20 protein-coding genes are annotated in these 24,849 nt (G+C 63.3%); 11 read left to right on the forward strand and 9 right to left on the reverse strand.

The genetic code is table 11. The annotated features are described in order from the left end of the window. Positions 1 to 94: 94 nt before the first annotated feature. On the reverse strand, positions 95 to 1,705 hold the full coding sequence (locus tag AB8A23_RS00350; RefSeq protein ID WP_439057215.1) for an acyl-CoA synthetase: 1,611 nt from the start codon (positions 1,703 to 1,705) through the stop codon (positions 95 to 97). 201 nt (positions 1,706 to 1,906) lie between these two features. On the opposite strand from AB8A23_RS00350, the gene AB8A23_RS00355 reads away from it, so the two are divergent. Continuing rightward, positions 1,907 to 2,752, forward strand: coding sequence for a DUF1499 domain-containing protein (locus tag AB8A23_RS00355; protein ID WP_231078036.1), 846 nt, complete (start codon positions 1,907 to 1,909; stop codon positions 2,750 to 2,752). A gap of 25 nt (positions 2,753 to 2,777) precedes the next feature. Here AB8A23_RS00355 and AB8A23_RS00360 read toward each other — a convergent pair whose 3' ends face one another. Continuing rightward, positions 2,778 to 4,019, reverse strand: a complete 1,242-nt coding sequence (locus tag AB8A23_RS00360; RefSeq protein WP_439057214.1) for a PLP-dependent aminotransferase family protein — start codon at positions 4,017 to 4,019, stop codon at positions 2,778 to 2,780. Between the two features lie 154 nt (positions 4,020 to 4,173). Here AB8A23_RS00360 and AB8A23_RS00365 point away from each other — a divergent pair, with 154 nt between their 5' ends. The 4 genes from AB8A23_RS00365 to AB8A23_RS00380 all read left to right on the forward strand — a co-directional run bounded on the left by AB8A23_RS00365 (position 4,174) and on the right by AB8A23_RS00380 (position 9,801). Continuing rightward, positions 4,174 to 5,901: a cation:proton antiporter gene (locus AB8A23_RS00365; protein WP_439057213.1), complete on the forward strand. Its 1,728-nt coding sequence runs from the start codon at positions 4,174 to 4,176 to the stop codon at positions 5,899 to 5,901. A 272-nt stretch (positions 5,902 to 6,173) separates the two neighbouring features. Next, the gene (gene ribB / locus AB8A23_RS00370) at positions 6,174 to 7,265 is read left to right on the forward strand and encodes a 3,4-dihydroxy-2-butanone-4-phosphate synthase (protein WP_089263618.1); all 1,092 of its coding nucleotides are present in this window, start codon (positions 6,174 to 6,176) and stop codon (positions 7,263 to 7,265) included. Between the two features lie 124 nt (positions 7,266 to 7,389). After that, positions 7,390 to 8,604: an acyl-CoA dehydrogenase gene (locus AB8A23_RS00375; protein WP_120288483.1), complete on the forward strand. Its 1,215-nt coding sequence runs from the start codon at positions 7,390 to 7,392 to the stop codon at positions 8,602 to 8,604. 261 nt (positions 8,605 to 8,865) lie between these two features. Continuing rightward, positions 8,866 to 9,801, forward strand: coding sequence for an MBL fold metallo-hydrolase (locus tag AB8A23_RS00380; protein ID WP_439057212.1), 936 nt, complete (start codon positions 8,866 to 8,868; stop codon positions 9,799 to 9,801). 65 nt (positions 9,802 to 9,866) lie between these two features. On the opposite strand, the gene AB8A23_RS00385 is transcribed toward AB8A23_RS00380, so the two are convergent. Together AB8A23_RS00385 and AB8A23_RS00390 are read right to left on the reverse strand one after the other, a co-directional pair. Beyond that, on the reverse strand, positions 9,867 to 11,018 hold the full coding sequence (locus AB8A23_RS00385) for a lactonase family protein (protein ID WP_439057211.1): 1,152 nt from the start codon (positions 11,016 to 11,018) through the stop codon (positions 9,867 to 9,869). A 92-nt stretch (positions 11,019 to 11,110) separates the two neighbouring features. Next, positions 11,111 to 13,408 carry a TonB-dependent receptor domain-containing protein gene (locus tag AB8A23_RS00390; protein WP_439057210.1) on the reverse strand — a complete coding sequence of 766 codons (2,298 nt, stop codon included), beginning with the start codon at positions 13,406 to 13,408 and terminating at the stop codon, positions 11,111 to 11,113. 96 nt (positions 13,409 to 13,504) lie between these two features. Here AB8A23_RS00390 and nikR point away from each other — a divergent pair, with 96 nt between their 5' ends. Beyond that, positions 13,505 to 13,942, forward strand: coding sequence for a nickel-responsive transcriptional regulator NikR (nikR, locus tag AB8A23_RS00395; protein WP_439057209.1), 438 nt, complete (start codon positions 13,505 to 13,507; stop codon positions 13,940 to 13,942). A 205-nt stretch (positions 13,943 to 14,147) separates the two neighbouring features. Here the strand turns inward: nikR and AB8A23_RS00400 are convergent, their stop codons facing one another. Continuing rightward, positions 14,148 to 14,966 carry an aldo/keto reductase gene (locus AB8A23_RS00400; protein ID WP_439057208.1) on the reverse strand — a complete coding sequence of 273 codons (819 nt, stop codon included), beginning with the start codon at positions 14,964 to 14,966 and terminating at the stop codon, positions 14,148 to 14,150. A gap of 125 nt (positions 14,967 to 15,091) precedes the next feature. Here AB8A23_RS00400 and AB8A23_RS00405 point away from each other — a divergent pair, with 125 nt between their 5' ends. The 5 genes from AB8A23_RS00405 (at position 15,092) to AB8A23_RS00425 (ending at position 20,382) form a co-directional block, all read left to right on the forward strand. Further along, positions 15,092 to 15,217 carry a hypothetical protein gene (locus AB8A23_RS00405; protein WP_256461202.1) on the forward strand — a complete coding sequence of 42 codons (126 nt, stop codon included), beginning with the start codon at positions 15,092 to 15,094 and terminating at the stop codon, positions 15,215 to 15,217. A gap of 110 nt (positions 15,218 to 15,327) precedes the next feature. Then, positions 15,328 to 16,578, forward strand: coding sequence for a sarcosine oxidase subunit beta family protein (locus AB8A23_RS00410; RefSeq protein ID WP_439057207.1), 1,251 nt, complete (start codon positions 15,328 to 15,330; stop codon positions 16,576 to 16,578). A gap of 6 nt (positions 16,579 to 16,584) precedes the next feature. Next, positions 16,585 to 16,845 (forward strand): sarcosine oxidase subunit delta, encoded by a 261-nt coding sequence (locus AB8A23_RS00415; RefSeq protein WP_439057206.1) that lies wholly within the window; start codon positions 16,585 to 16,587, stop codon positions 16,843 to 16,845. Next, entirely contained in the window at positions 16,842 to 19,808 is a 2,967-nt protein-coding gene (locus AB8A23_RS00420; RefSeq protein WP_439057205.1) for a sarcosine oxidase subunit alpha family protein, read from the forward strand. The genes AB8A23_RS00415 and AB8A23_RS00420 overlap by 4 nt, the downstream gene beginning before the upstream one ends. Beyond that, positions 19,801 to 20,382 carry a sarcosine oxidase subunit gamma gene (locus AB8A23_RS00425; RefSeq protein WP_439057204.1) on the forward strand — a complete coding sequence of 194 codons (582 nt, stop codon included), beginning with the start codon at positions 19,801 to 19,803 and terminating at the stop codon, positions 20,380 to 20,382. Before AB8A23_RS00420 ends, AB8A23_RS00425 begins: the two co-directional genes overlap by 8 nt. Before the next feature lie 2 nt (positions 20,383 to 20,384). Here AB8A23_RS00425 and AB8A23_RS00430 read toward each other — a convergent pair whose 3' ends face one another. The 4 genes from AB8A23_RS00430 to AB8A23_RS00445 are packed head-to-tail and all read right to left on the reverse strand — an operon-like array spanning position 20,385 to position 24,781. Beyond that, complete coding sequence (locus tag AB8A23_RS00430) at positions 20,385 to 21,323, reverse strand: 2-hydroxyacid dehydrogenase (protein ID WP_439057203.1); 939 nt, start codon at positions 21,321 to 21,323, stop codon at positions 20,385 to 20,387. A gap of 19 nt (positions 21,324 to 21,342) precedes the next feature. After that, the gene (locus AB8A23_RS00435; RefSeq protein WP_439057202.1) at positions 21,343 to 22,974 is read right to left on the reverse strand and encodes an ABC transporter ATP-binding protein; all 1,632 of its coding nucleotides are present in this window, start codon (positions 22,972 to 22,974) and stop codon (positions 21,343 to 21,345) included. Further along, positions 22,974 to 23,813 (reverse strand): ABC transporter permease, encoded by an 840-nt coding sequence (locus tag AB8A23_RS00440; RefSeq protein ID WP_184513560.1) that lies wholly within the window; start codon positions 23,811 to 23,813, stop codon positions 22,974 to 22,976. Before AB8A23_RS00440 ends, AB8A23_RS00435 begins: the two co-directional genes overlap by 1 nt. Beyond that, positions 23,810 to 24,781 (reverse strand): ABC transporter permease, encoded by a 972-nt coding sequence (locus AB8A23_RS00445; protein ID WP_120288470.1) that lies wholly within the window; start codon positions 24,779 to 24,781, stop codon positions 23,810 to 23,812. The genes AB8A23_RS00440 and AB8A23_RS00445 overlap by 4 nt, the downstream gene beginning before the upstream one ends. Positions 24,782 to 24,849: the final 68 nt, after the last annotated feature.

Below are 24,849 nucleotides of genomic sequence, written 5' to 3' on the forward strand. Positions count from 1 at the left end.
AGAGTTGTGTGATTGGTGCTGGCTGCGTGCCCTGCCCCTCACCCGCCGCGAAGACGCGGCGACCTCTCCCCGCACTGCGGGGAGAGGTTAAGAACTACCCCAGCGCCCGCAATTCCCGCCTGAGCACCTTGCCCGTTGCCGTCATCGGCAGGCTCTCCGCGAACTGCACATGGCGCGGATATTCATGGGCGGCGAGTTGCGACTTGACGAAGTCCTGCAGCTCGCGCGCCAGTGCGTCGCTGGGTTTAAAACCAGGCCGCAATACGATCCAGGCTTTCACGGCTTCAGTGCGGATCGGATCGGGAATACCGACCACTGCCGACAGCGCGACCGCGGGATGCTTCAGCAGCGTATGCTCGATCTCCGACGGACCGATACGATAACCTGCGGATGTGATCACGTCGTCTTCGCGTGACACATACCAGAAGTAACCGTCATCATCCTGAATGCCGAGATCGCCCGTCAGAAGAAACTCGCCGGCGAATTTCTTCGCGGTGCCTTCGGGGTTCTGCCAATAGCCGAGCATGGTACAGGGATTGGGCTGCCTCACGCCGACAATGCCGCGCTCGCCGCGCGGCAGTTCCTCGCCTTGCTCATTGACGATACGCACATCGAAGCCCGGCGTCGGCTTGCCCATCGAGCCCGGTTTGATCGGAAACAGATCGGCATTGTTGCCAACCACGAGATTGCACTCGGTCTGGCCGTAGATCTCATGCGCGTCGATGCCGAACGTATGGCGCACCCAGTCGAGCAATTCCGAACCGAGCGACTCGCCGCCAGTCAGCATGCTGCGCAGCTTCACGCCATCATGTTTGACGTTTGCCTGCCGCATCAGCTTCAGCGCCGTCGGCGGCAGGAACACATTGCGTATCTTGTGATCGGCCATCAGCTGCATCGCGGCGTCAGGTTCGAATTTCCTGGCGCGATAACCGACGATCGGCACGCCGTGATACCAGGCCGGAAACAGCGCATCGAACAGCCCGCCGATCCACGCCCAGTCGGCCGGCGTCCAGTAGACGTCGCCCGGCTTGGGGAAGAAGCCGTGCACCATCTCCACATTGGGCAGATGGCCGAGCAGCACGCGATGGGCATGCAGCGCGCCCTTGGGATTTCCCGTCGTGCCCGAGGTGTAAATGATGATCGCGGGATCGTCGCAGGACGTATCGACCGTGGTGAAGTCTTCGGACGCCGCCTCGATCGCCGACCAGAACGATTTGGCACCGGCATGCGGTGCACTGTCCGTGACATAGATATCTTGCAAATGAGGCAGCCGCTCGCGGATTTTCGACAACTTGTCCCAGCCACTCGCGTCGGTGACGATGGCCTTGGCTCCAGAATTGGCAAGGCGGAATTCCAGCGCATCCTCGCCGAACAGCGTGAACAGCGGCACCGACACCAGCCCGGACCGGAACGCCGCGAGATGCGCCACCGGCAATTCCACCGATTGCGACAAAAACACCGCAATGCGGTCGCCGCGCTGCAGGCCATCCGCCTTCAGCACATTGGCGAAGCTGCGCGAGAAAGCCTGCATCTCGTCGAAGGAGAAACGATGCGTGCCGCGGTCCTCGTCCACATAGATCAGCGCCAGCCGCCCGCTACCGTCGGCATGACGGTCGCAGGCCACCGTCGCGATGTTGAATCGCTCCGGCACGTCCCAGCGGAAATTGCGGGCGAGCGTCTCATAATCCGTGGTTTCGACCAGCATGGCAGGCGGCTCCCTGCGGCGTTGCTTGCTTCTTCTCGTTATACCAGGGGAGAAGTCTGAACGGCCGCGGCCCCATTCTTAAACGAGGAGTCCCGTCCGCCAAAGTGCCTTGAAATTCCCGGCCCGGCATGGTCTCAAGCACCCTATTCGGAACCCGGCGCTATCGGCGCCTTCGCAAGCTCAATCCGGCAGAAATACCCCATGGCACGCAGGTTTTCGGCCGCTTACCAGTCGGAGCCAGTATCCAGCCTGGCGCTGTGGGCGCGGCGCCTCGCAGTTTTCGCCGCCATTGCCGCCATCACCTCGATCATCATCGTCCGCTTCGGGTTCCTCGAAGTGAAACCGGCACTGATGACCTTCTTCGGCGCGTTGGGATTCGCCGGCCTGTCGATCCTGGTGGCGCTCGCCGGCTTTGCCGCGATCTGGCAGAACGGCTCGCGGGGCATGAGTGTGATCATGGTGGCGCTGATGCTCGACGTCGTGATCCTGGCTTATCCTGGCTACCTTGCGTACCAGTACCGCAAGCTGCCCAAGATCCACGACATCACCACCGACCCCGTCGACCCGCCGCGCTTCGAGGCGCTGGCGCGGCTGCGGACCGGCGACGGCACCAATTCGGCCGTCTATTCCGGCCTCTACTCCGCGGAGCAGCAGCGCACGGCCTATCCGGATATCGAGCCGGTGGAGCTGGAGGTGCCCGTGCAACGCGCCTATGACGTGACGCGTGCTTTGGTGGAAAAGCGCAAGTGGATCGTCATCGACGAGCGCCCGCCGCAGCCGCCGCGCCGCATTGGCCGCATCGAGGCGGTAGCGCGCACCCCTATCATGGGTTTTCGCGAGGACGTCTCGATCCGCTTTACACCCGACGGCGAAGGCTCACGCGTCGATATCCGCTCGTCGTCACGCTATTTCGAAGGCGATCTCGGCAGCAACGCGGCGCGCATCACCAAGCTGATCGACGACATCAACACCGCCGTCGACAGCGCGCCGGCGCCAAAGAAGGCGGCGACGCCGGCGAAAGCTGCGGCAAAGGGCGTGAAGAAGTAAGCTCCCGCCCCTCCCCGACCAGCTCTCACCCCCGCGCGCGTTTCTCCACATTCGCGATCCGCTCTGGCACACCGAACTCCTGCCGGCAGACATCGGCGAGAACCGCGATCCCTTCGCGGATTTCGTCATGGGTCGGACTGGCGAAGCAGATGCGAATGTGGCTGTGCGCATAGGCCTTGTCGACAGACCACTCCGGGCCGGGATTGATCGACACGCCGGCCTTGAGCGCGGCCTGATAGAGCTTCATCGCATCAACGTTGGCGGGCAGTTTCACCCACAGAAAGATGCCGCCTTTGGGTTCGTCGAATTCCGCCGCCGTGCCGAACTGCTCGTTGAGCGCATCCATCAGCGTCTCCAGCTTGGCGCGTAGTCCGCGCGTGGCCTTTGGCACATGGGTGGCGAAATGCGGCACGCAATATTCGGCGAGGACCATCTGCTCCAATGCGCCGGAGCCGGCATCGGTCTTCAGCGCCAGCATGCGTGACATGATCTCCCAGGGCGCGACGATGTAACCGACGCGGAGAGCAGGCGCGATCGACTTCGAAAACGAGCCGATATGGATCACGCTGCCGGTCTTATCCATCGCGTGAATCGCCGGCGGACGCTCGCCGTTCCAGATCAGGTCGGCATAGCAATCGTCCTCAAAGATGGGGACGCCATATCTGGCCGACAGTGCCAGCAGCTCGCGGCGACGGCTTTCCGGCATGATGGTGGCGGTCGGGTTCTGCACGGTCGGGATCGTATAGATATATTTCGGCCGGATGCCCTTCGCCTTCAGATCTTCCAATGCTGAGGCTAGCGCGTCCATCCGCATGCCGTCGTCATCCAAGGGGATGCCGACGATATTGACGCCGAGACGGGTGAGCCGGTTGATGGAGCCTTGATAGCAGTCGCGCTCGATGATGACGGTGTCGCCCTTGGCCAGCAGGCTGTGATTGACGAGGTCGAGCGCCTGCAGCGAGCCGGAGACAACCAGGATGTCATCGGCGCTGCAATCGATGCTTGCGTCGCGCTTCAGCTTGGCGGCGATGAAAGTGCGCAGCGGCAGATAGCCCTGCGGACCGCTCGCCAGACCGTAGGTTGCCAGCGTGCGTCCCTCGCGCAGCATGACGGCATTAGCGGCGGCAGTCAGACCCTCCACCGGCACCTGGTCCATATCGTTGTTCCCGCCGACGAAGCTGTATTTGGCGAGACCGGTCCATTTTGCCGCAGCCGCGGGCAGGCCCGGAGGCAGCAATGGCGCATAGTCGAACCGTGCAGTGGTCATGAACGTCGTCTCCCTGAAGCCTTTTATGACGAAGGCTGCCTCGTTGGACCGCCCTCCGCGTGTATCGCGCGCCGAATGCCGGATATTACCCCTTTGCCCTCACGCGGCGCACCATTAGAGTGCCGCCGAAATGTAAGGCTTTTCCGGCAGGGGCATGCACGACTTAATCCGCGATATCACGCTGTGTATCCTGTTTGCGTGGGGCATCGGGCTTATTGCGCATTTCACCCGTCAGCCGTTGATTCTTGCTTATCTGATTGCCGGCTTCATCATTGGGCCATTCGGCATCGGCTGGGTCAAGTCGGACGAATCCATCAGCACGATCTCCGAACTCGGCCTGATCTTCATGCTGTTCATGATCGGTCTCGAGATCGATCTGAAGAAGATCATCCGCGCCGGCAAGGTCATTCTGTTCGCCGCGGGCGGCCAATTGATCGCAGGCTGCGTGCTCGGCGCGGCCTTCTTCATGGCACTCGGGCTCAAGCTCGGTGGCGGCGGGTTCGACGCGTTGTATCTCAGCGTCGCCTGTGCGCTCTCCTCCACCGTGGTCATCGTCAAGGTGCTCTACGAGAAGCGCGAGCTCGACACACTGCCCGGCCGCATCACGCTCGGCATCCTGGTGCTGCAGGACATCTTCGCGATCCTGTTTCTGGCAGTGCAGCCGAGCCTCGCCGACCTGCAGGTCAGCGTCATCGCGCTGTCGATCGCCCGCGTCGGCGTACTGGTCGCCACTGCGCTGATCCTGAGCCGTTACGTGCTGCCGGCGCTGTTCCACCAGATCGCGCGGCGGCCGGAATTGGTGCTGCTGGGCGCGCTGGCCTGGTGCTTCCTGATCGGCGAAATCGCCGAGCGGCTGCATCTGTCGCGCGAGATGGGCTCGCTGGTCGCCGGCGTATCGCTGTCGACCTTCCCCTACGCGCTCGACGTCACCGCCAAGGTGACGACGCTGCGGGACTTCTTCATCACGCTGTTCTTCGTCGCCGTCGGCATGACGATCCCGATCCCGAACGGCGCGACCATCGGTCTCGCCCTGATCATCGCCTTGTTCACCGTGATCAGCCGTATGCTCACGACCTTCACGCCCCTGTATCTGATGAAGCAGGGCCTGCGCGCCAGCCTGCTGCCGGCGCTCAATCTGGCGCAGATCAGCGAATTCTCGCTGGTGGTGCTGCAAACGGGAATTGCCGCCGGCCATATCACCACGCAGACCTCCAGCGCGGCATCCTTCGCCTTCGTGATCTTGGCGGTCCTCTCGACCTTCGCGATGATGCGCAGCGACCAGATCACGCGCCTCTTGATCGGCCCGATGAAGCGCATCGGGCTGCGCGACCTCGATCACGGCCAGGGCCGCGAGGGCGATCATGCCGAGGGCCATGGCGACGCCCGCCGCATCGTCATTCTCGGCTTCTTCCGCACCGCGTCCGCCCTGCTCGCCGAGATCGAGCGCCAGAACGCGTCACTGCTCGACCAGATCAGCGTCGTCGACTTCAATCCGAACGTCTTCCGCACTTTGGTCGGGCGCGGCCAGCACGTGATCTATGGCGACATCAGCAATGTCGACACGCTGGTGCATGCCGGCGTCGGCAAGGCCGAGATCATCATCCTCAGCGTGCCGGACTCGCTGCTGAAGGGCGCGAACAACGAGAAGCTGGTCCGCCATGTCCGCTCGATCAACCCGAACGCCAAGATCATCTCCACGGCGGACGTGCTCGGCGACGTGAGCGATATTTACGCGGCCGGCGCCGACTACGTCACCGTGCCCCGGCTCAGCGACGCCCATGCGCTGTATGAGGTGATCGAGGCCGCCGATCAGGGCCTGCTGGACGATAAACGCGCCGAAATGGACACGCAGCTGGCGGAGCGGCGGGAAGTGCTGCCTTGACCTCTCCCCGCTTCGGGGAGAGGTCGCCGCGTCTTCGCGGCGGGTGAGGGGGACTTTCCATCCACTCATCAGTTCGTGGAACGTCCCCCTCATCCGACCCGATCATGCTTCGCAAGCTCGGGCCACCTTCTCCCCGCAAGCGGGGAGAAGGCAAACTCCCCATTCCGCACTGCGAACCCGCATACCGCCCCCCATTTCCGCGGGTTGCACCGCCCCCCGCTCTGCGCCATATGGACTTCACACAGAGCAAGAGTGCATCCGAGGCGAATTTTATGGCCGACCCGATTTCAGACGTTCTGCAAGCCTTTGCCGCCGGCGAAATGGTCGTGGTGACCGACGATGACGACCGCGAGGGCGAAGGCGACCTCATCGTCGCCGCGTCGTTCTGTACCGCCGAGAAGATGGCCTTCATCATCCGGCACACCTCCGGCATCGTCTGCGCGCCGATCACCACCGAGGATGCGCGCCGCTTGCGGCTCGATCCGATGGTCGTCAACAACGATAGCAACCACACCACCGCCTTTACCGTCTCCATCGACTACAAACCCGATGGCGGTACCGGTATTTCAGCCGATGAGCGCGCCTCCTGCTGCCGCGCACTGGCCAATCCGAATGCAGGCGCCAATGACTTCGCCCGTCCCGGTCATATCTTCCCGCTGATCGCGCGCGAGGGTGGCGTGCTGATGCGCTCCGGCCATACCGAAGCCGCCGTCGATCTCTGCAAGCTGGCCAATCTCGCGCCCGTCGGCGTCATCAGCGAATTGATGAACGACGATGGCTCGGTGATGAAGGGCCAGCAGGTCGTCGACTTCGCGGCCAAGCACAAGCTCAAGCATGTCACGATCGCTGACATGATCGCCTATCGTCAGGCCCGCGAGAAGCTGATCGAGCGCGTCTCGACCTTCACCACCGACAGTCCGATCGGCCCGCTGCACGGCTATTCCTATCGCTCGCCGTTCGATCCGATCCACCATGTTGCCTTCGTTTACGGCAGCGTCGGCGACGGCAAGAACGTGCTGACGCGCTTCCACAAGCCCAACATTGTGCGCGACGTGTTTTTCGGCCCGGCCAAGATGCAGCCCGTGCTGGAACGCTTCAAGAAGAACGGCAGCGGCGTGCTGGTCTATCTGCGCGATGGCGCCGCGGGCGTGCCCGTCGAGCCGCTCGATGCGCCGAAGTCGGCGGAAGCCGACCGCAACCGGCAGTGGCGTGAAATCGGCGTCGGTGCACAGATCCTGCGCGATCTCGGCGTCACCTCGATCCGCCATCTGACCTCGTCGACCCATGACTACAAGGGCCTGTCGGGTTTCGGCATCGAGATCGCCTGCAACGAACAGCTTGATGGCGATAGTTCAAAGACCTAAAATGCCGTAGCACGCAATGCGCGGGTGCCGCCTGAGACGGCACCCTGTTGAGCGAAACAGCGCTTGCGACCAGAACACGCGCAGCCAATGCGCATTACTCAGCCATGATGTGAAAGGGATTTCGATGAGCGTTGCCCCCAAGGCAAAGGACAAGCCGGCCGCTGCAAGTTTCCAGTGGGACGATGCGTTCCTGCTCGATAGCCAGCTCACCGAAGACGAGCGCATGATCCGCGACACCGCGCGCGCTTACGCCCAGGACAAGCTGCTGCCGCGCGTCAACGACGCTTATCTCAATGAGCATACCGACCGCGAAATCTTCAACGAGATGGGCGAGCTCGGCCTGATCGGCATCACGCTGCCGGAAGACTATGGCTGCGCCAATGCCAGCTATGTCGCCTACGGCCTCGTCGCCCGCGAAATCGAGCGCGTCGACTCGGGCTACCGCTCGATGAACTCGGTGCAGTCGTCGCTGGTGATGTATCCGATCTACGCTTACGGCGACGAGAACCAGCGCAAGAAGTACCTGCCCAAGCTCGCCACCGGCGAGTGGGTCGGCTGCTTCGGCCTGACCGAGCCCGATGCCGGCTCCGATCCCGGCGGCATGAAGACCCGCGCCGAGAAGGTGTCGGACGGCTACAAGCTCTCGGGCTCCAAGATGTGGATCTCGAACGCCCCGATCGCCGACGTGTTCGTGGTGTGGGCGAAGTCCGCCGCGCATGACAACCAGATCCGTGGCTTCATTCTCGAGAAGGGCATGAAGGGCCTCACGGCGCCGAAGATTGGCGGCAAGCTGTCGCTGCGCGCCTCGATCACCGGCGAAATCGTCATGGACGGCGTGATCGTGCCGGAAGAGAATCTGCTGCCCAACGTGTCGGGCCTCAAGGGTCCGTTCGGCTGCCTCAACCGCGCCCGCTACGGCATCTCCTGGGGCGTGCTCGGCGCCGCCGAGGACTGCATGGCCCGCGCCCGCCAGTACACGCTGGACCGCAAGCAGTTCAACCGCCCGCTCGCTGCTACCCAGCTGGTGCAGAAGAAGCTCGCCGACATGCTGACCGAGATCTCGCTCGGCTTGCAGGGCAGCTTACGCGTCGGCCGCCTGATGGACGAAGGCAATTTCCATCCGGACATGATCTCGGTGGTCAAGCGCAACAATTGCGGCAAGTCGCTCGATATCGCCCGCATGGCCCGCGACATGCACGGCGGCAACGGCATCCAGGCCGAATACCATGTGATGCGCCACGCGCAGAACCTGGAGACCGTGAACACCTATGAGGGCACGCATGACGTCCACGCGCTGATCCTGGGACGCGCCATCACGGGTATCCAGGCGTTCGGTTAAGCGTCTACGCTTCAGGTTTCAAAGCTTCGAAATGCCCGGCCTCGCGCCGGGCATTTTTCGTTTGAAGGCGCAGAGCTCTCATTTGTCGTGCCCGGGCTTGACCCGGGCACCCATCTTTGGATCTAGCAAGGCAAGATGGATGGCCGGGTCAAGCCCGGCCATGACGGAGTGTTGCATATCAGCCGCGACCCGCCGCCGTTTGCTTTCCCCGCTCCCCTTGCTAGTCATCACAGGCGAAGAACACCCTGGGAAGGATCGACCATGAGCGACAAGGATAACGGCGCCAACGACGACGTTCCGTTCAATCGCGATTATCCGCTGAAGCCCGGCGTCGTCGATCAGGTCCGCCCAAACGTGCGCCGGGTTCTCTGCAACAACCCCTCACCTTTCACCTTTACCGGAACCAACAGTTATATCGTGGGCACCGGCAAGGTTGCGATCATCGATCCGGGCCCGGCCAATGATGCCCATCTGCAGGCGCTGCTCGATGCCGTGAAGGGCGAGACCGTGACGCATATTTTCGTCACCCATACCCATAGTGACCATTCGCCGAACACCGCAGCGCTCAAGGCTGCCACCGGCGCCACGGTCTATGCAGAAGGCCCGCACCGCGCCTCGCGGCCGCGCTTCGAGAGCGAGAAACATTCGCCGGAGTCAGGCGCCGACCGGGACTTCAAGCCGGACGTGCTGGTCGCCGACGGCGAGGTGATCGAAGGCGACGGCTGGGCACTGGAAGGCGTGGCGACGCCGGGCCACACCGCCAACCACATGGCCTTTGCCTGGCGCGAGAAAAAATATCTCTTTGTCGCCGATCATGTGATGGGCTGGTCGACCTCCATCGTCGCGCCGCCCGATGGATCGATGATCGACTATATGGCCTCACTCGACAAACTCGCCGCGCGTAACGAGGACCTGTATTTCTCCGGCCACGGCCCGGACATTCCCGACGCGCAGCGCTATGTCCGCTTTCTCATTCGCCACCGCCGCGCCCGCGAAGCCTCGATCCTGCATCGCCTCGGCAAGGGCGAGGCGGATATCCCGACCATCGTCCGCGCAATCTATATCGGCCTCGATCCCCGCCTGACCAACGCCGCCGGCTATTCCGTGCTGGCGCATCTGGAAGATCTCGTCGCCCGCGGCATGGTGCTGACGGACGGCGATCCAGTCATCGGCGGAAGCTATCGGATGGCCGCCTAACCTCTCCCCGCATTGCGGGGAGAGGGAGCGAGAGGCCGGTGCGTCGGCTCGAAGTGAGACAGTCCTTACGGCAGATTCACGATCTCGACCCAGTTCGGATTCTTGCCCACCGCGGTTTCGCCCAGCTTGGTCAGGCTGCCCGTCGCCTTGTCGATGGAATAGGTCGTCATACTGTTGGACAATTGCCCGACCGCCAGCAGATAGCGACCTGACGGATCGATGTTGAATCCACGCGGCTGCTTTTCCGTGGCCGTGGAGCCAAGCGATGTCAGCGCGCCGGTCTTGGGATCGATACGAAACGCCGCGATCGTGTTACTGGTGCGCTCCGACGCATAGAGAAACTTGCCGTCCGGCGTCAGATGGATATCCGCCGCCCAGGGCTTGCCGTCGAATCCCTTGGGCAAGGCAGAGGCGACCTGCGTTTCTTTCTTCAACGTCCCGGTCGCCGCGTCCCACGGAAACACATAGATCGCGGCATCGAGCTCGTTGAGCAGATAGACGAACTTCTTGTCCGGCGAGAACACCAGATGACGCGGGCCACCTTTCGCCTTCACGCTCACGGTCGGCGGATCGTTGGGCGTCAGCTTTCCCGCCTTGGCATCGAATTTCTGCTGATAGATGACATCGCCGCCGAGGCTCGTATGCAGCACATAGCGATTGGTGGGGTCGACGATAATGCAGTGGGCGTTCGGTTCGGTGGCGACGACCTGCTGTGCCGGCGCGATCACGCCATTCGGCCCGATGGCGTTCACCGTCACCTTGTTGCCGCCATAGGAGGCGCTCAGCAGAAATCGCCCGGTGCGGTCGACCGCGATATAGGCCATGGAATCGGCCAGCGGCCCTGGGCCAACCAGTTTCAGTTTTCCAGTTTTGGCATCGATATCGAAGGTCACCGCCGTGTAGGGCTCGTTGCGGAGGCCAGCATAGAGCCGGTGCTTCTCGGGACTGATGGCCAGCGGCAGCGAGCCGCCGGGCTTTGCCGGCCCCGGCACCGCCACGGTGTCGATCGCAGCGAGACTGCCATTCGCCTTCAGTTCGAGGATGCTGATGCTCTGGCTGTCGGCATTGCCGACATAGACATAGGTGGCGGCACTGGCCGATGACATGATGAGCCCTGTTGCTAACGGGAGCGAGACGATCGCCAGCAGCGCCTTCAAACCGGCGTTGGCACGCGTGAATGGCCAACGGCGCGAAACGGAACGAACCCGTGCGAGCATCAACACCTCCCTGCCTCTTTCCATTGGGAGGGATGATGCTACCGCCTTCTGGAATAGGCAAGCTGCGCTGCGGCAAAGTCAGAACCGCGAGATCAGAACCGGCCGGCCACCGTCACCCGCAAGGCCAGCGGTTCGACCGGATGCAGCACGCGATCCATGACGCCGGTCTGGCACACCGCGGCAGGTGCCGTCGGCGCGCCACCGCCTGCCGGGAAGCACATGGCGAACAGCGAATCCGATTTCAGCAGCGAGCCATAGGCATAGGTGATCTGGTCCGACTTGCTGTCGAGCATGTTGAAGGCATCGAGCTGGATGCGCCAGCCATTATCGAAGCGGTAACCAACCTGGCCGTTCAGCAAACCCGTGGCTGGCGAGATGAAGGCCGCGTCTTCCGTCAGCGGACGCGGGCCGAAATAACGATAGCGCAAGGCGCCAAACCAGCCGGTGGCCTCGCCCAGCCGGATGCCAGCCGAGGCGATCATGTTGGGAGCGCCGGGAATGAAATTGCCGGGCGCGTTGCCAATCTGCGAGGCCGGATAACCATCGAGCTCCGCATAGGCCGCCGCCTGATCGGCATTGCTGCCGCGGAAGCGTGCGCGCGTCATCGCGAGATCGGCTTCAAGGCTCAGCCATGACGTGGGCTTGTAGTCGTTGGTCCATTCGAAGCCGACGCGGCGACTTGGACGGCTGGCTTCGGTATCGCCGGCGTCGCCGACGAACAGGATTTCGGAGGCCGAATCCAGCATGAAGAGCGCGATCGAGCTGGTCAGCCCTGGAATGAGCCTGGTGCGCAATCCAATCTCCGCGCCCTTTGTCTTGACCAGGAACGGCGAGCTATCGACCGGCGAACCATCCGACGGTGATTCCTTGATGGTCACACCGCGCGCGTCGTTGCTGTGAAAGCCCTCGCCGGCATTGAGGAACAGTTCGGTCCTGGCGAAAGGACCGAGCACGAGACCTGCCTTGGGGCTGCCGATGGTCGCCGTGGCACTGCCGGAATTAGCGGGATTGAAGAGCGAATTGACCGTGGTGTCGTAATAGTCGCCGCGCCAGCCGATATTGGTGCGCAGCCAGTCAGTCCAGAACGTCGTGTTCTGCACGAACACGCCGACGCTGCCTTCCTTCACGCCATCGCTGCGCGTGGTGGAGAGATATTGCCGCTTGACGGTGTTGCCGAGGCTGACATTGATATCGTCGTAGCGGCTCTGGATGCCGACTTCGGTTTCGTTGCGGAAGCCCGCGATATTGTACTTGAATGTATGCGAGGCGTTGATGCCGCCGAGCACGCGGTCGTCATATTGGTGAAACTGATCGCCATTGACCGGATCGCTCAGGAAGAACGTGAAGTTGTTCCACAGATTGAGCCTGCTCTTGACGACGTAGAAATCGAGTTTGGTTGCGCTGTCGAGATCGGTTTGCCGGAGACGGCCGGACAGCGAGAAACGCTCCGAATTGCCCCCATCGCTCGGATCGAGCGCGCCATAGCGGCCGATCGCGCCGGAAGTGATCGCGCGCAGCGGCACCTGATCGGTGGAATTCCACTTGTTGCCATAGGCCATGCCGGTCAGCGACAGGCCGTTGTCGGCCGTGCCCTGGCTGTAGCGGATCACGCCGTTGAGCTTCTGGAGCTTGTCGGGATTGTCCCACGGGCCGTTATAGATATTGGCCTCGGCGGCCACCAGTAGCGTGCCTTCGCCGACTTTGCCCGACGTCACGCCGAAGGCCCGGTTGTAACCGAAGCTTCCTGATGTGATCGACGCCATGGTGCGCGCGACGCTGTCGATCAGGCTGACATGGATGGCGCCGACCGAGGAGAAGTCGCCTTCGTCGGCGAAATACGGTCCCTTGCGGACGTTGACTGAATTGATCAGCTCGGGGATCAGAAAATTTGTATCGGCATAGCCCTGGCCGTGACCATGGGTGCGCATGTTCACCGGCATGCCGTCGATGGAGATGGCGAGATCCGTGCCGTGATCGAGATTCACGCCGCGGAGGAAATACTGGTTGGCTTTGCCCTCGCCCGAATGCTGGGTGACGATCAGGCCGGGCGCGACTTCGAGCGCTTCGGCCGGGCGCGACAGCGGCCGCGCATTGACCTCGGCACCGCTGACAGTCTTCTCGCTGGCAGAGGCGACCGGCGCCTGCGCTGCACTGGCGCGGGGCGTGACACTCATGCCGCCGGCCCCCAACGTCGGTGCGGCAACATGGCGTGCCGCTGGACGGCCTGCCTCGCGCCCGCTGCGCGGCACGCGTGGCTTGGCTGTATGCCGCGGCGGGGCCTCGACTTCGACCGGAGACAGCACGATTGCCGGTTGGGCAGGTGACGGCGTGACGGCTGCGAGCAGTGAGACCAGCGAGATTCCGGCCGATGAAAAGAGAGAGCGATGCATCGGTCAGTCGGCCGGGCTATGCTGGGTTCAACGGGAACACACTGACATGCTGAGTATGACAAAGTCAAAGATTCGTCATACTCTTTGAGAGGACCGATGCAGCGCATTACGATCACGCTCGACGACGACCTGATGGAAGAGCTGGACGCGATGATCGCCGAACACGGCTATCAGAACCGCTCCGAAGCGATCCGCGATTTCGCCCGCGCCGGCATGCAGCAGGTGGCGCAGGAGAAGGGCAAGACCGGCGAATGCGTCGCCGCGCTGGTCTATGTCTATGATCACGCCCAGCGCGATCTGTCACGCCGTCTGGTCGACACCTATCATCATCACCACGATCTCTCGCTGGCGACGCTGCATGTCCATCTCGACGGCGATAACTGCATGGAAGTGACCGCGCTGCGCGGCTCCGGCAGCGAAGTACAGCATTTCGCCGATCACATCATTGCGGAGCGCGGCGTGAAATATGGCCGCGTGGTGATGATGCCGACGGGTAAGAAGGTGGAGGGGAAGAAGCCCCATTCGCACAAGTAGCCCGTGCGCATCTTCCCCTCTCCCCCGCGAAGCGCAGCTTCGCTAGGTGGGAGAGGGTGGATCGAACCGCGCAGCGGTTCGAGACGGGAGAGGGGGCGCCACAGGCTCCGTACGTTGTGGCGCCCCCTCTCCCGCCTTCGCTTCGCTCAGGCACCCTCTCCCACCTCGCGAAGCTGCGCTTCGCGGGGGGAGAGGGGAAGACAGATCAATCCCAATCCGGCGCGAAGCCCGGATTGACCAGCCGCTGCGTCTTCGGCAATGCCGCGATCGCCTTGCGGTCGTCGACGTCCAGCGTCACCTTCAGCGCATCGAGATTGGCCTGCTGGCTTTCCTTGCGCGACGCCTTCGGGATCGCAGCGACGCCGTCCTGATCGAGCAACCACTTCAGCGCCACCTGCGCCGCTGACACGCCGTGCTTGGCGGCGATCTTTTTCATCACATCGTTGTCCGCAAGCCGGCCCTGACCGAGCGGGCAATAGGCCACCAGCGGGATCGACTTCGACCGCAGGTAAGTCAGCAGCTTCGTCTGGTCGAGCAGCGCATGATATTCGACCTGATTGCAGGCCACCGGCGCGCCGATCTCCTCGACCGCCTGCTTCATCAGCTTGACCGGGAAATTCGCGACGCCGATGGCGCGGACGCGGCCCTCGCCCTTGAGCTTCAGCAGCGTCTCGAAGATCGTCGGGAGATTCATGCCCTTCGAGGGCCAGTGCACCAGATAGAGATCGATGACATCGAGTCCGAGCTTCTTCAGGCTGGTGCCGAAGGCGCGCCTGATGGCATCCGGCGCGAGGTTCTCGTGCCAGACCTTGGTGGTGACATGCAGGTCCTTGCGCGCGATGCCCGAGGCCTTGATGCCGGCGCCGACTTCCGCCTCGTTGCCATACATTTCGGCGGTGTCGATGTGGCGATAACCGAGGCCGATAGCGCTTTCCACGCCGGCGACGCAGCCGTCGCCCGTGAGCTTGAACGTGCCGAGGCCGAGCTTCGGCACCGAAATGCCCTGCGTGTTCAGATTGTCCATGTCACTTCCTCAAGCATGTCAATTCTTCAATATGGCGAAACCGTCCGAGACGACGGCGCCTGAAGTGTTTGATACGGTGCCAGCCTGCAACGATAAACTCAAATCACCGGGAGAGTTTCAGCACCATGGAAAAGGCATTACGCGGATGGCTCGACTCCCACGGCCTGCTGGCCATCACTGCGGCCGTGCTCGGGGTCATCAGCCTGCTGGCCATGATCCTGGTGGTGGGCGGCTTCTGGCTGGCGCGCTAAAACGGCATCATCTCACGATGTCGCTGATGGGCTTCTGAATGTCGTCCATGGACTGGTGTCGCTTCCCGAAATACGCGACACTCCGGGCCTGATCGCCACCCGGATTTTCCATGCGCTATTCGCTGACGTCGCTGCTCAGGCAAACCCTCACCGGCCACAAAGGCTGGACGCCGCAATGGCGCGATGCTGCGCCGAAGCCCGAATACGACATCATCATCGTCGGCGGCGGCGGCCATGGGCTGGCGACCGCCTATTATCTGGCCAAGGAATACGGCCTCACGAACATCGCCGTCCTCGAGAAGAGCTGGATCGGGTCAGGCAATATCGGCCGCAACACCACCATCATCCGGTCCAACTATCTGCTCTCGGAAAACATCTCGCTCTATGAGCTGTCGCTGAAACTGTGGGAAGGCCTCGAGCAGGACTTCAACTACAACGCCATGGTCAGCCAGCGCGGCGTATTGAACCTCTATCACTCCGACGGCCAGCGCGACGCCTATGCCCGGCGCGGCAACATGATGCGGCTGAACGGCGCCGATTCCGAGCTGCTGGACCGTGAGGGCGTGCGCAAACTCTATCCGTTCCTGAATTTCGACGCCGCGCGGTTTCCGATCCAGGGCGGCCTCTTGCAGAAGCGCGGCGGCACCGTGCGCCATGATGCCGTCGCCTGGGGCTATGCCCGCGGCGCCAGCGATCGCGGCGTCGACGTGATCCAGAATTGCGAGGTCACGGGGATCGACATCGTCGACGGTCGCGTGGTGGGCGTGCAGACCTCGCGCGGCGCGATCAAGGCCAAGAAGATCGGCCTCGCCGTCGCCGGCTCGTCATCACGCGTCGCTGCGATGGCCGGGATGCGACTGCCGATCGAGAGCCATGTGCTGCAGGCCTTCGTCTCCGAAGGATTGAAGCCAGTCATTCCCGGGGTCATCACCTTCGGGGCCGGGCATTTTTATATCAGCCAGTCCGACAAGGGCGGACTCGTGTTCGGCGGCGATATCGACGGCTACAACTCCTATGCCCAGCGCGGCAATCTGCCTGTCGTCGAGGATGTCTGCGAAGGCGGCATGGCCCTGATGCCGGCGATCGGCCGCGCACGCATGCTGCGCAACTGGGGCGGCCTCGTCGACATGTCCATGGACGGTTCGCCGATCATCGACCGCACCCATATCAATGGGCTCTACCTCAATGCCGGCTGGTGCTATGGCGGCTTCAAAGCCACGCCGGGCTCCGGCTTCGTCTTCGCGCATCTGCTGGCGAAGGACGAACCGCACGCTGCCGCCAATCGCCTGCTGCTGGACCGGTTTCGCTCAGGCCGTGTCGTCGATGAAAAGGGCCAGGGCGCCCAACCGAACCTGCACTGAGGCCCCATGCGCATCCCCTGCCCCTATTGCGGATCTCGCGACGCTTCGGAATTTTCCTATTCCGGCGACGCGACGCTGACGCGACCCGCGCCCGAGACCACGGACGCGATGTTCGACTATGTCTATCTGCGCGACAATCCAGTCGGCGTTCACAGGGAATATTGGTATCACGCCGCCGGCTGCCACGCCTGGCTGAAGGTGACGCGCAACGTCTCGACGCATGAGGTAATCGACGCCGTGCTGGCCCATGATGAGGCTGCGTCATGAGCATCTCGCGTCGCCTCGCATCCGGCGGATTGATCAATCGGTCCAAGCCGGTCAGCTTCAGTTTCGATGGCAAATCCTATGGCGGCTATGCCGGCGATACGCTGGCTTCGGCGCTGCTCGCCAATGACATCATGCTGGTCGGCCGCTCGTTCAAATATCACCGGCCGCGCGGCATCTTCTCCGCCGGACCGGAAGAGCCGAATGCGCTGGTGACGCTGCGCTCGGGCGCGCGCGCCGAACCGAACACCAAGGCCACCACAGTCGAGCTGTTTGATGGCCTGGACGCATCGAGCCAGAATTGCTGGCCGTCGCCGAATTTCGATCTGCGCGCCGTGCATCAGCTCGCCGGCCCGCTGCTCAATGCCGGCTTCTACTACAAGACCTTCATGTGGCCGGCGGCGTTCTGGGAGAAATTCTACGAGCCGGCCATCCGCGCCTCGGCAGGCCTGGGTGCGCTCAGCGGTCTCGACGATCCCGACACTTATGAGAAGTCTCACGCTTTCTGCGATCTGCTGGTGATTGGCGCCGGCCCGGCGGGCCTTGCCGCAGCGCTCGCCGCGGGACGCGCCGGCGCGCGCGTGATCGTGGCAGAGGAAGACTTTGTGCTCGGCGGTCGGCTGCTCAGCGACACCGCGCTGATCGATGGTGTCTCGGCAGCCTCATGGGCGGCAATGGCCGAAGCCGAACTCAATACGCTCCCGAATGTCCGCATCCTCAAGCGCACCGCCGTGTTCGGTGCCTATGACGGCGAATATGGCGCCATCGAGCGCGTCAGCGATCACCTGCCGGTGCCCCCGCCGTTCATGCCGCGGCAGCGGCTGTGGAAGATCGTTGCGAAACAATGCGTGCTCGCCGCTGGCGCGCAGGAACGACCGCTTGTATTTCCCGGCAATGACCGGCCCGGCATCATGCTGGCCTCGGCATTGCGCACTTACGCCAACCGCTTCGGCGTGGTGCCGGGTCAGCGCATCGCGATTTTCACCACATCGGATGATGGCTGGCGCAGTGCGTTCGAACTGCAGAAGGCCGGTGCTGAAATCGCGGTTGTGGTCGATGCACGGACAGACGTTTCGCCTGAGGTGCGCAAACTCGCAGGCAACGCACCTCAATTCCTCGGCGCGCATGTGTCGGACACATCGGGCTATCGCAGGCTTGCCAACATCACGATCACTGACAGCGCTGGCCAGACGCGTTCTGTGGCCATCGACACGCTCGGCATATCCGGCGGCTGGTCGCCGAGCATCGGCATCGCCACGCATCTGGGCGGCAAGGGCAACTGGTCGGAGGAGCGATCGGCGTTTCTGTGCAGCGACACGCCACCGGGCATGCAGATCGCAGGCGCCGCAGCCGCGCAATGGTCGCTCGCGGACGCGCTTGAGCACGGCGCGCTGGCCGGCGCAAAAGCTGCTTCGCATGTCGGTCTCGGCCTGCAGACACGGAAGCCCATCGTGGCCAGTGACGAAGCATCCGGCAACAATCCGGTCTGGCTGTTCGCGGGATCGCGCCGCAAGGCCTTTGTCGATCTTCAGAACGATGTCACCGCGACAGACGTTGCCCTTGCCGCGCAGGAAGGCTTTCGCTCGGTCGAACAGCTCAAACGCTACACGACTTTGGGCATGGCGACCGATCAGGGCAAGACGTCCAACGTCAACGGCCTCGCGATCCTCGCCGGCGAAATCAAAAAGACCATCGCCGAGACCGGCGCGACGCGGGCACGCCCGCCGCATGTGCCGGTTGCCATCGGCGCCTTTGCGGGCCTGCACAGCGGCAAGCATTTCAAGCCGACGCGGCTGACGGCGAGCCACGCGGCCTCCGCTGCGGCGGGCGCCACCTTCGTTGAAGCCGGCCAATGGATGCGCGCGCAATGGTTCAACGCGCCCGGTGAGAGCGACTGGTTGCAGAGCGTCACCCGCGAGGTGAAGGCGGTGCGCTCCAGCGTCGGCATCTGCGATGTCTCGACGCTCGGCAAGATCGCGCTGTGCGGATCGGATGTCGGCACGTTCCTCGACCGCGTCTATATCAACACCTTCTCGACGCTGCCCATCGGCAAGGTGCGCTACGGCGTGATGCTGCGCGAGGACGGCTTCGTGATGGACGACGGCACCACCGCGCGGCTCTCCGCCGATCATTATGTAATGACGACCACCACCGTGAATGCCGGCAAGGTGATGCAGCATCTGGAATACTGCCATCAGGTGCTGTGGCCCGAATTCGACGTGCAGATGGTCTCGGTCACCGAGCAATGGGCGCAGTATGCCGTCGCCGGGCCTAAGTCGCGCGAGCTGCTGCAGGCCCTGCTTGGCGATGCCTTTGACATCTCCAACGAAGTCTTCCCCTATCTGGCTTGCGCCGAGTTTCGTGTCGGCAACATTCCGCTGCGGCTGTTCCGCGTCTCGTTTTCCGGCGAACTCGCCTATGAGATTGCCGTGCCAGCGGGCTATGGCGAAGCGCTGTTCAACGCGCTGATGCAGGCCGGCAAGCCGCTCGGCGTTACGCCCTATGGCACCGAAGCGCTCAGCGTGATGCGGATCGAAAAGGGCCATGTCGCCGGCTCCGAACTCAACGGCCAGACCGTGGCGCGTGATCTCGGACTTGAGCGTATGATGTCGGTGAAGAAGGACTATATCGGCCGCACCATGGCGGCGCGCGAGGCGCTGATCGATCCCGACCGCCCGACATTGGTGGGCCTGCAGCCGATCGATCGCAGCCAGCGTTTGCGTAATGGCGCATTGCTGTTCGCGCGCGGCGTGACGCCTGCACCGGACAACAATGCCGGCTTCATCACCTCGACAGCCTTCAGCCCGGGCAATAATCACTGGATCGGGCTCGGCCTGCTGGCCCGCGGACCCGAGCGGCATGGCGAGATCATCCGCGCCTGGGACCCGGTACGCTCCGGCGACTATGAGCTCGAAGTCGTCGATCCCGTCTTCGTCGATGCAGAAGGAGCGCGGCTGCGTGCTTGATCTCGCTCACATCTCTGCCTTCGCTGAGTTGCGCTCCATGGGCGATGGCCGCGGTGTCGTCGCCAGGGAGCGTCGCGGCATCGCCATTGCGACGGTCATGGCCCGCAAGGGCCAGGGTGCCGCGCTCGCTGCTGCCGTGAAGGAACTGTTCGATATCAACCTGCCACTGGGACCGCACGGCTCCGGCAGCGACTCGACCTCGTTTCTAGGCACCGGTCCCGGCCGCTGGCTGGTGACCCACGATGCGGGCACACCGCGTTTCGTCGATAGCCTTGCGCAGCAGCTCGGTGGCCTCGCCTCTGTCGTCGATCAGTCCGACAGCGTCGGCCTGCTCCGGCTGTCAGGTCCGGCCCTGCTCGATGTGCTGGCCGAGGGCGTCGCCGTCGATCTCAGCGCCGCGGCGTTTCCGGCCGGCAGCGTTGCGGTGACGCAGATCGCGCATATGGGCGTGACGCTGTGGAAGGTCGACGAGGCGCCAACTTTCCACATCGCGGTCGCGCGCAGCATGGCTGGCAGTTTCCTGCACTGGCTCGAAGCGTCGGCGGCGATGGTCGGGCTGGCAGTGGACGCGTAAGCTCAGTATCCCCGGCTACGATCCACCGAATCCTTCGGCTGCACACCCGCCTGCACCGCCTCGGCCGTGGCGAGGATGGTGTCACCAATGGCGGTCATGGTGACCTCGCAGGCGTCATGCGGCGTCAGCACGATCTGCGGATGCGACCAGAACGGATGGTCCTTGGGCAGCGGTTCGGTGTGGAAGACATCGAGTGTCGCGCCGGAGAGCTGTCCGCTGGCGAGCGCATCGAGGATATCCTGCTCGACGGAGTGCTCGCCGCGACCGACCTGAATGAGATAGCTGCCGCGCGGCATCTTCGCAAACAGGCTTGCATTGAGAATGCCGCGGGTTTCCTCGGTCAGCGGCAGCAGGTTCACCAGCACCTCGGAGCCCGCGAGCATCGCATCGAGCCCGTCGCTGCCGTGGAAGCCGGTCACACCCGGCGGCGTCGGCTTGGCCGAGCGGCTCCAGACCCGGACGGGAAAGCCGAGCATCGCCAGATCGGACGCGACGCGCGCGCCGATGGCCCCATAGCCGAGAATGCCGATCGGAACCTCCGACGGGCGGCGTCCGCCGCCGAGGCGCTTCCAGACGTGATCGCGCTGGTTCTGCAAATAAGTCCCGAACTGGCGCTGGTGATAGATCACGTTCCAGATCACAAAGCTCGACATCATCTGCGCTTGCGCAGGCTCGACCACGCGCACCACATCGATGCCGTCGCGCAGGCTCGGACAGTTCAGGATGCTGTCGGCGCCGGCGCCGATGGAACACGCCGCCTTCAGGTTCGGATAGCGATCGAACGCATCGGCATGCGGATGCCAGCTCACCGCCATGTCGATTTTAGCGGGATCGGTGCGGTCGAGATGATCGACAAAATGCACCTTGCCGTCGAGCCGGGCGATTTCGTTGGTCAGGTATTTGCGCAGGTTGATGGTCCTGCTCAGGAAAACGCAAGTCACGGGAGACGTCGGCATAAGGTCAGGCGGCCTGGGATGGCGAACTCTGGCCGGGGACGGCACCGAGCAATTCGCGGGTGTAGGGATGTTCCGGCGCCGCAAACAATTGCGCCGTCGGCTTCAGCTCGACGATCACGCCGCGCTGCATCACCGCGATACGGTCGCAGATCTGCGCGGCAACGCGCAGATCGTGGGTGATGAAGAGCATCGACAGACCGAGGCGGGCCTTGAGGTCTTCGAGCAGCTTCAGCACCTGCGCCTGCACCGAGACGTCGAGCGCGGAGACGGCTTCGTCGGCGACGATGATCTCCGGATCCATCGCAAGCGCGCGGGCGATGCCGAGACGCTGGCGCTGGCCGCCGGAGAACTCGTGCGGATAGCGGTCGAGCGAACCGGCATCGAGGCCGACCATGCCAAGCAGATCACGCGCACGCTGCATCGCGATCTTGGGATCGGTGCCGCGGGCGATCGGGCCATCGGTGATGATCTGGCCGACCCGGCGACGCGGATTGAGCGAGGCGAACGGGTCCTGGAAGATCATCTGGATGCGATGGCGTTGCGCGCGCAGCGCCTTGCCTTCGAGTGCCGTGAGATCGACATCGCCGATGCGCACGGTCCCGCGGTCGGCCTCGATCAGACGCATCACCAGGCGCGCCACTGACGATTTGCCCGAACCGGACTCGCCGACCAGGCCAACGGTCTCGCCCTGCATGATGGAGAACGTGACTTCGTTCGCCGCCTGCACGCGGCGATCCGGCTTGAACCAGCCGCCCGAGGTCACATAGGTCTTGTCGAGGCCGATGACCTCGACAGCCTTCGCATTTTCATCCAGCGACGCGCGCATCGGCGGGTGCATCGACGGCACAGCAGCCAGCAGCGCCTTGGTGTAGTCATGCTGCGGATTCCTGAAGACAGCGTCGATCGAGCCTTCTTCCACGATCTTGCCATGGCGCAACACCACGACGCGGTCGGCGATATCGGCGACGACGCCGAAGTCGTGGGTGATGAACATCACCGCCATGTTGCGGCTGCGCTGCAGGTTCCGGATCAGCTTGAGGATCTGTGCCTGCGTGGTCACGTCGAGTGCCGTGGTCGGCTCGTCCGCCACGAGCACCGACGGCTCCAGCGCAAGTGCCATGGCGATCATCGCACGCTGGCGCTGACCACCGGAGAGCTGGTGCGGATAGGCGCGGATGATGCGCTCGGGATCGGGCAGACCGACTTCCTTGGCGAGGCTGAGGGCCTTGGCGCGGCGCTCCTTCGGCGTCAAAAGATTATGCGCCTCGAACATTTCCATCATCTGCTCGCCAATCCGCATCAGCGGATTGAGCGCGGTCATCGGCTCCTGGAACACCATGGCGATGCCGCGGCCGCGCACTTCGCGCCAGCCGCTCTCGTCGAGCTTCAGAAGATTCCGGCCCTCGAACAGAACTTCGCCGGTCTCGGTCTTCACCGTATCCGGCAGCAGACCCATCAGCGCATGCGCGCACATGGACTTGCCGGAGCCGGATTCGCCGACAACGCAGACTATCTCGCCGGGAACGAGATCGATGGACACGCCATCGACCGCATAAGGACGTTCGGCGCTCTTCGGCAGAGCAATCTTCAGGTTCTTGATGGAAACGGCGGGCGCTTTAGACAGCACTTGGGTCATCAGCGGCTATCCTTCGCCAGGCGCGGATTGAGCGCGTCGTTGAGGCCTTCGCCGATCAGGTTCATGCCGAGCACCGAAATCAGGATGGCGACGCCGGGGAAGACTGTGATCCACCAGGCCTGCCGGATCACCGTGCGGCCCGCGCCGACCATGTAGCCCCAGGACATCAGGTTGGGATCGCCGAGGCCGAGGAACGACAGCGAGGACTCCAGCAGGATCGCATTAGCCACCATCAGCGACGCCAGCACGATCACCGGCGACAGCGCATTCGGCAAAATCTCGCGCGAGATGATCCAGGTATTACTCTGGCCGGTGACGATGGCGGCCTGGACATATTCGCGGGTACGCAGCGACAGCACCTCGCCGCGCACGAGGCGCGCCACCGGCGGCCACGAGACGATGGCGATGGACCCAACAATGGAATAGATCGACGGCTGCAGGATCGCCACCAGCACAATGGCCAGCGGGAAGCTCGGAATGGTCTGGAAAAACTCGGTGAAGCGCATCAGGGCGTCGTCGACCTTGCCGCCGAAGTAACCGGCGATGGCGCCGAGCGGCACGCCGATGGTGAGCGCCACGGTGGTCGAAACGAGACCGACCAGCAGCGACACGCGGGCGCCATAGATCAGGCCGGCAAACACATCGCGGCCCAGCGCATCGGTGCCGAGGGTCACCATGGGATTGGTGAAGGGCGGCAAGAACGGCCGCTGCACCATCCGCCAGGGCGAGGTCGGAAAGATCATCTGCCCGAACAGCGCGATGAAGATCGCAATCGTGATGATGACCAGACCGATAAGGCCGCCTGGATTACGCAGCATCAATTTCCAGAACTTCTTCATGATGCAAACTCGATGCGTGGATCGACCAGCCGATAAACGAGGTCGGTGACGAGGTTGAAGATCAGGACCATCGCCGAGCAGACCACGAAGACGCCGAGCAGAAGGTTATAATCGCGTTGCAAGAGTGCCTCATAGAGCAGCCGGCCGATGCCGGGCCATGCAAACACCGTCTCGGTGAGCACGGCGCCGCCGACCAGCGTACCGGAATGGACGCCGGCCAGTGTCACCACCGGCAGCAGCGCGTTGCGCAGTACGTGGCGGCGCTGGATGATGTTGTCGCGCAGGCCCTTGGCGCGGGCGGTCTTGACGAAATCCAGCCGCTTGACCTCAAGCATCGAGGCGCGCGTCATCCGCGTATAGGTCGCCATGAAGAACAGGCCGATGGTCATGGCCGGCATCACCAGATGCAGAGCCACGTCTTTCACATGTGCCCATCCGGTAAAGTTTCCACCGACGGTCTCGTAGCCGAAGCTCGGCAGCCAGCCGAGATAGACCGAAAACAGCAGGATCGACATCAGCGCGACCCAGAAGATCGGCGTGGCATAGAACAGCAGCGCCGAGACAGTGATGGCAGTGTCCGCCCATGTCCCCGCAAATCTCGCGGCCAGCGTACCGAATGTGATGCCCAGTAACAGCGATATGCCGAACGCCGTCAGCGTCAGCAGCAGCGTCGCCGGCAGACGCTCGGCGATCAGCTTCGCGACCGGCATCTGCTGGCGGAACGAGAAACCGAGGTCGAGGGTGACGACACCCTTCACGTAAATGAACAGCTGCTCCGGCAGCGGTTTGTCCAGTGAGAACTTTTCGCGCAACTGCTGGACGAATTGCTCATCGCTGGCGCCGGCCTCACCGGCCATCACCGCTGCGGGATCGCCGGGCGCAAGGCGGATCAGGAAGAAGTTCATCACGATGATCGCAAGCAGGACGAACACGCCCTTCACGATCCTCTGGGCAACGAATGACAGCATCAGAGGTCCATCGCATTCAGGTCAGAGTACACAAAGAAAACCCGTGACGATCACAGAGATCGTCACGG

This window comes from Tardiphaga sp. 619_E2_N8_4 (genome assembly GCF_051810905.1).
In the GTDB taxonomy this organism is placed as follows: domain Bacteria; phylum Pseudomonadota; class Alphaproteobacteria; order Rhizobiales; family Xanthobacteraceae; genus Tardiphaga; species Tardiphaga robiniae.

What these genes read in the sequence shown, in the direction of transcription:
- AB8A23_RS00350 (WP_439057215.1), bottom strand. Translation starts at nt 1,705, where the DNA reads ATGCTGGTCGAAACCACGGATTATGAGACGCTCGCCCGCAATTTCCGC.
- AB8A23_RS00355 (WP_231078036.1), top strand. Translation starts at nt 1,907, where the DNA reads ATGGCACGCAGGTTTTCGGCCGCTTACCAGTCGGAGCCAGTATCCAGC.
- AB8A23_RS00360 (WP_439057214.1), bottom strand. Translation starts at nt 4,019, where the DNA reads ATGACCACTGCACGGTTCGACTATGCGCCATTGCTGCCTCCGGGCCTG.
- AB8A23_RS00365 (WP_439057213.1), top strand. Translation starts at nt 4,174, where the DNA reads ATGCACGACTTAATCCGCGATATCACGCTGTGTATCCTGTTTGCGTGG.
- ribB (WP_089263618.1), top strand. Translation starts at nt 6,174, where the DNA reads ATGGCCGACCCGATTTCAGACGTTCTGCAAGCCTTTGCCGCCGGCGAA.
- AB8A23_RS00375 (WP_120288483.1), top strand. Translation starts at nt 7,390, where the DNA reads ATGAGCGTTGCCCCCAAGGCAAAGGACAAGCCGGCCGCTGCAAGTTTC.
- AB8A23_RS00380 (WP_439057212.1), top strand. Translation starts at nt 8,866, where the DNA reads ATGAGCGACAAGGATAACGGCGCCAACGACGACGTTCCGTTCAATCGC.
- AB8A23_RS00385 (WP_439057211.1), bottom strand. Translation starts at nt 11,018, where the DNA reads ATGCTCGCACGGGTTCGTTCCGTTTCGCGCCGTTGGCCATTCACGCGT.
- AB8A23_RS00390 (WP_439057210.1), bottom strand. Translation starts at nt 13,408, where the DNA reads ATGCATCGCTCTCTCTTTTCATCGGCCGGAATCTCGCTGGTCTCACTG.
- nikR (WP_439057209.1), top strand. Translation starts at nt 13,505, where the DNA reads ATGCAGCGCATTACGATCACGCTCGACGACGACCTGATGGAAGAGCTG.
- AB8A23_RS00400 (WP_439057208.1), bottom strand. Translation starts at nt 14,966, where the DNA reads ATGGACAATCTGAACACGCAGGGCATTTCGGTGCCGAAGCTCGGCCTC.
- AB8A23_RS00405 (WP_256461202.1), top strand. Translation starts at nt 15,092, where the DNA reads ATGGAAAAGGCATTACGCGGATGGCTCGACTCCCACGGCCTGCTGGCC.
- AB8A23_RS00410 (WP_439057207.1), top strand. Translation starts at nt 15,328, where the DNA reads ATGCGCTATTCGCTGACGTCGCTGCTCAGGCAAACCCTCACCGGCCAC.
- AB8A23_RS00415 (WP_439057206.1), top strand. Translation starts at nt 16,585, where the DNA reads ATGCGCATCCCCTGCCCCTATTGCGGATCTCGCGACGCTTCGGAATTT.
- AB8A23_RS00420 (WP_439057205.1), top strand. Translation starts at nt 16,842, where the DNA reads ATGAGCATCTCGCGTCGCCTCGCATCCGGCGGATTGATCAATCGGTCC.
- AB8A23_RS00435 (WP_439057202.1), bottom strand. Translation starts at nt 22,974, where the DNA reads ATGACCCAAGTGCTGTCTAAAGCGCCCGCCGTTTCCATCAAGAACCTG.
- AB8A23_RS00440 (WP_184513560.1), bottom strand. Translation starts at nt 23,813, where the DNA reads ATGAAGAAGTTCTGGAAATTGATGCTGCGTAATCCAGGCGGCCTTATC.
- AB8A23_RS00445 (WP_120288470.1), bottom strand. Translation starts at nt 24,781, where the DNA reads ATGCTGTCATTCGTTGCCCAGAGGATCGTGAAGGGCGTGTTCGTCCTG.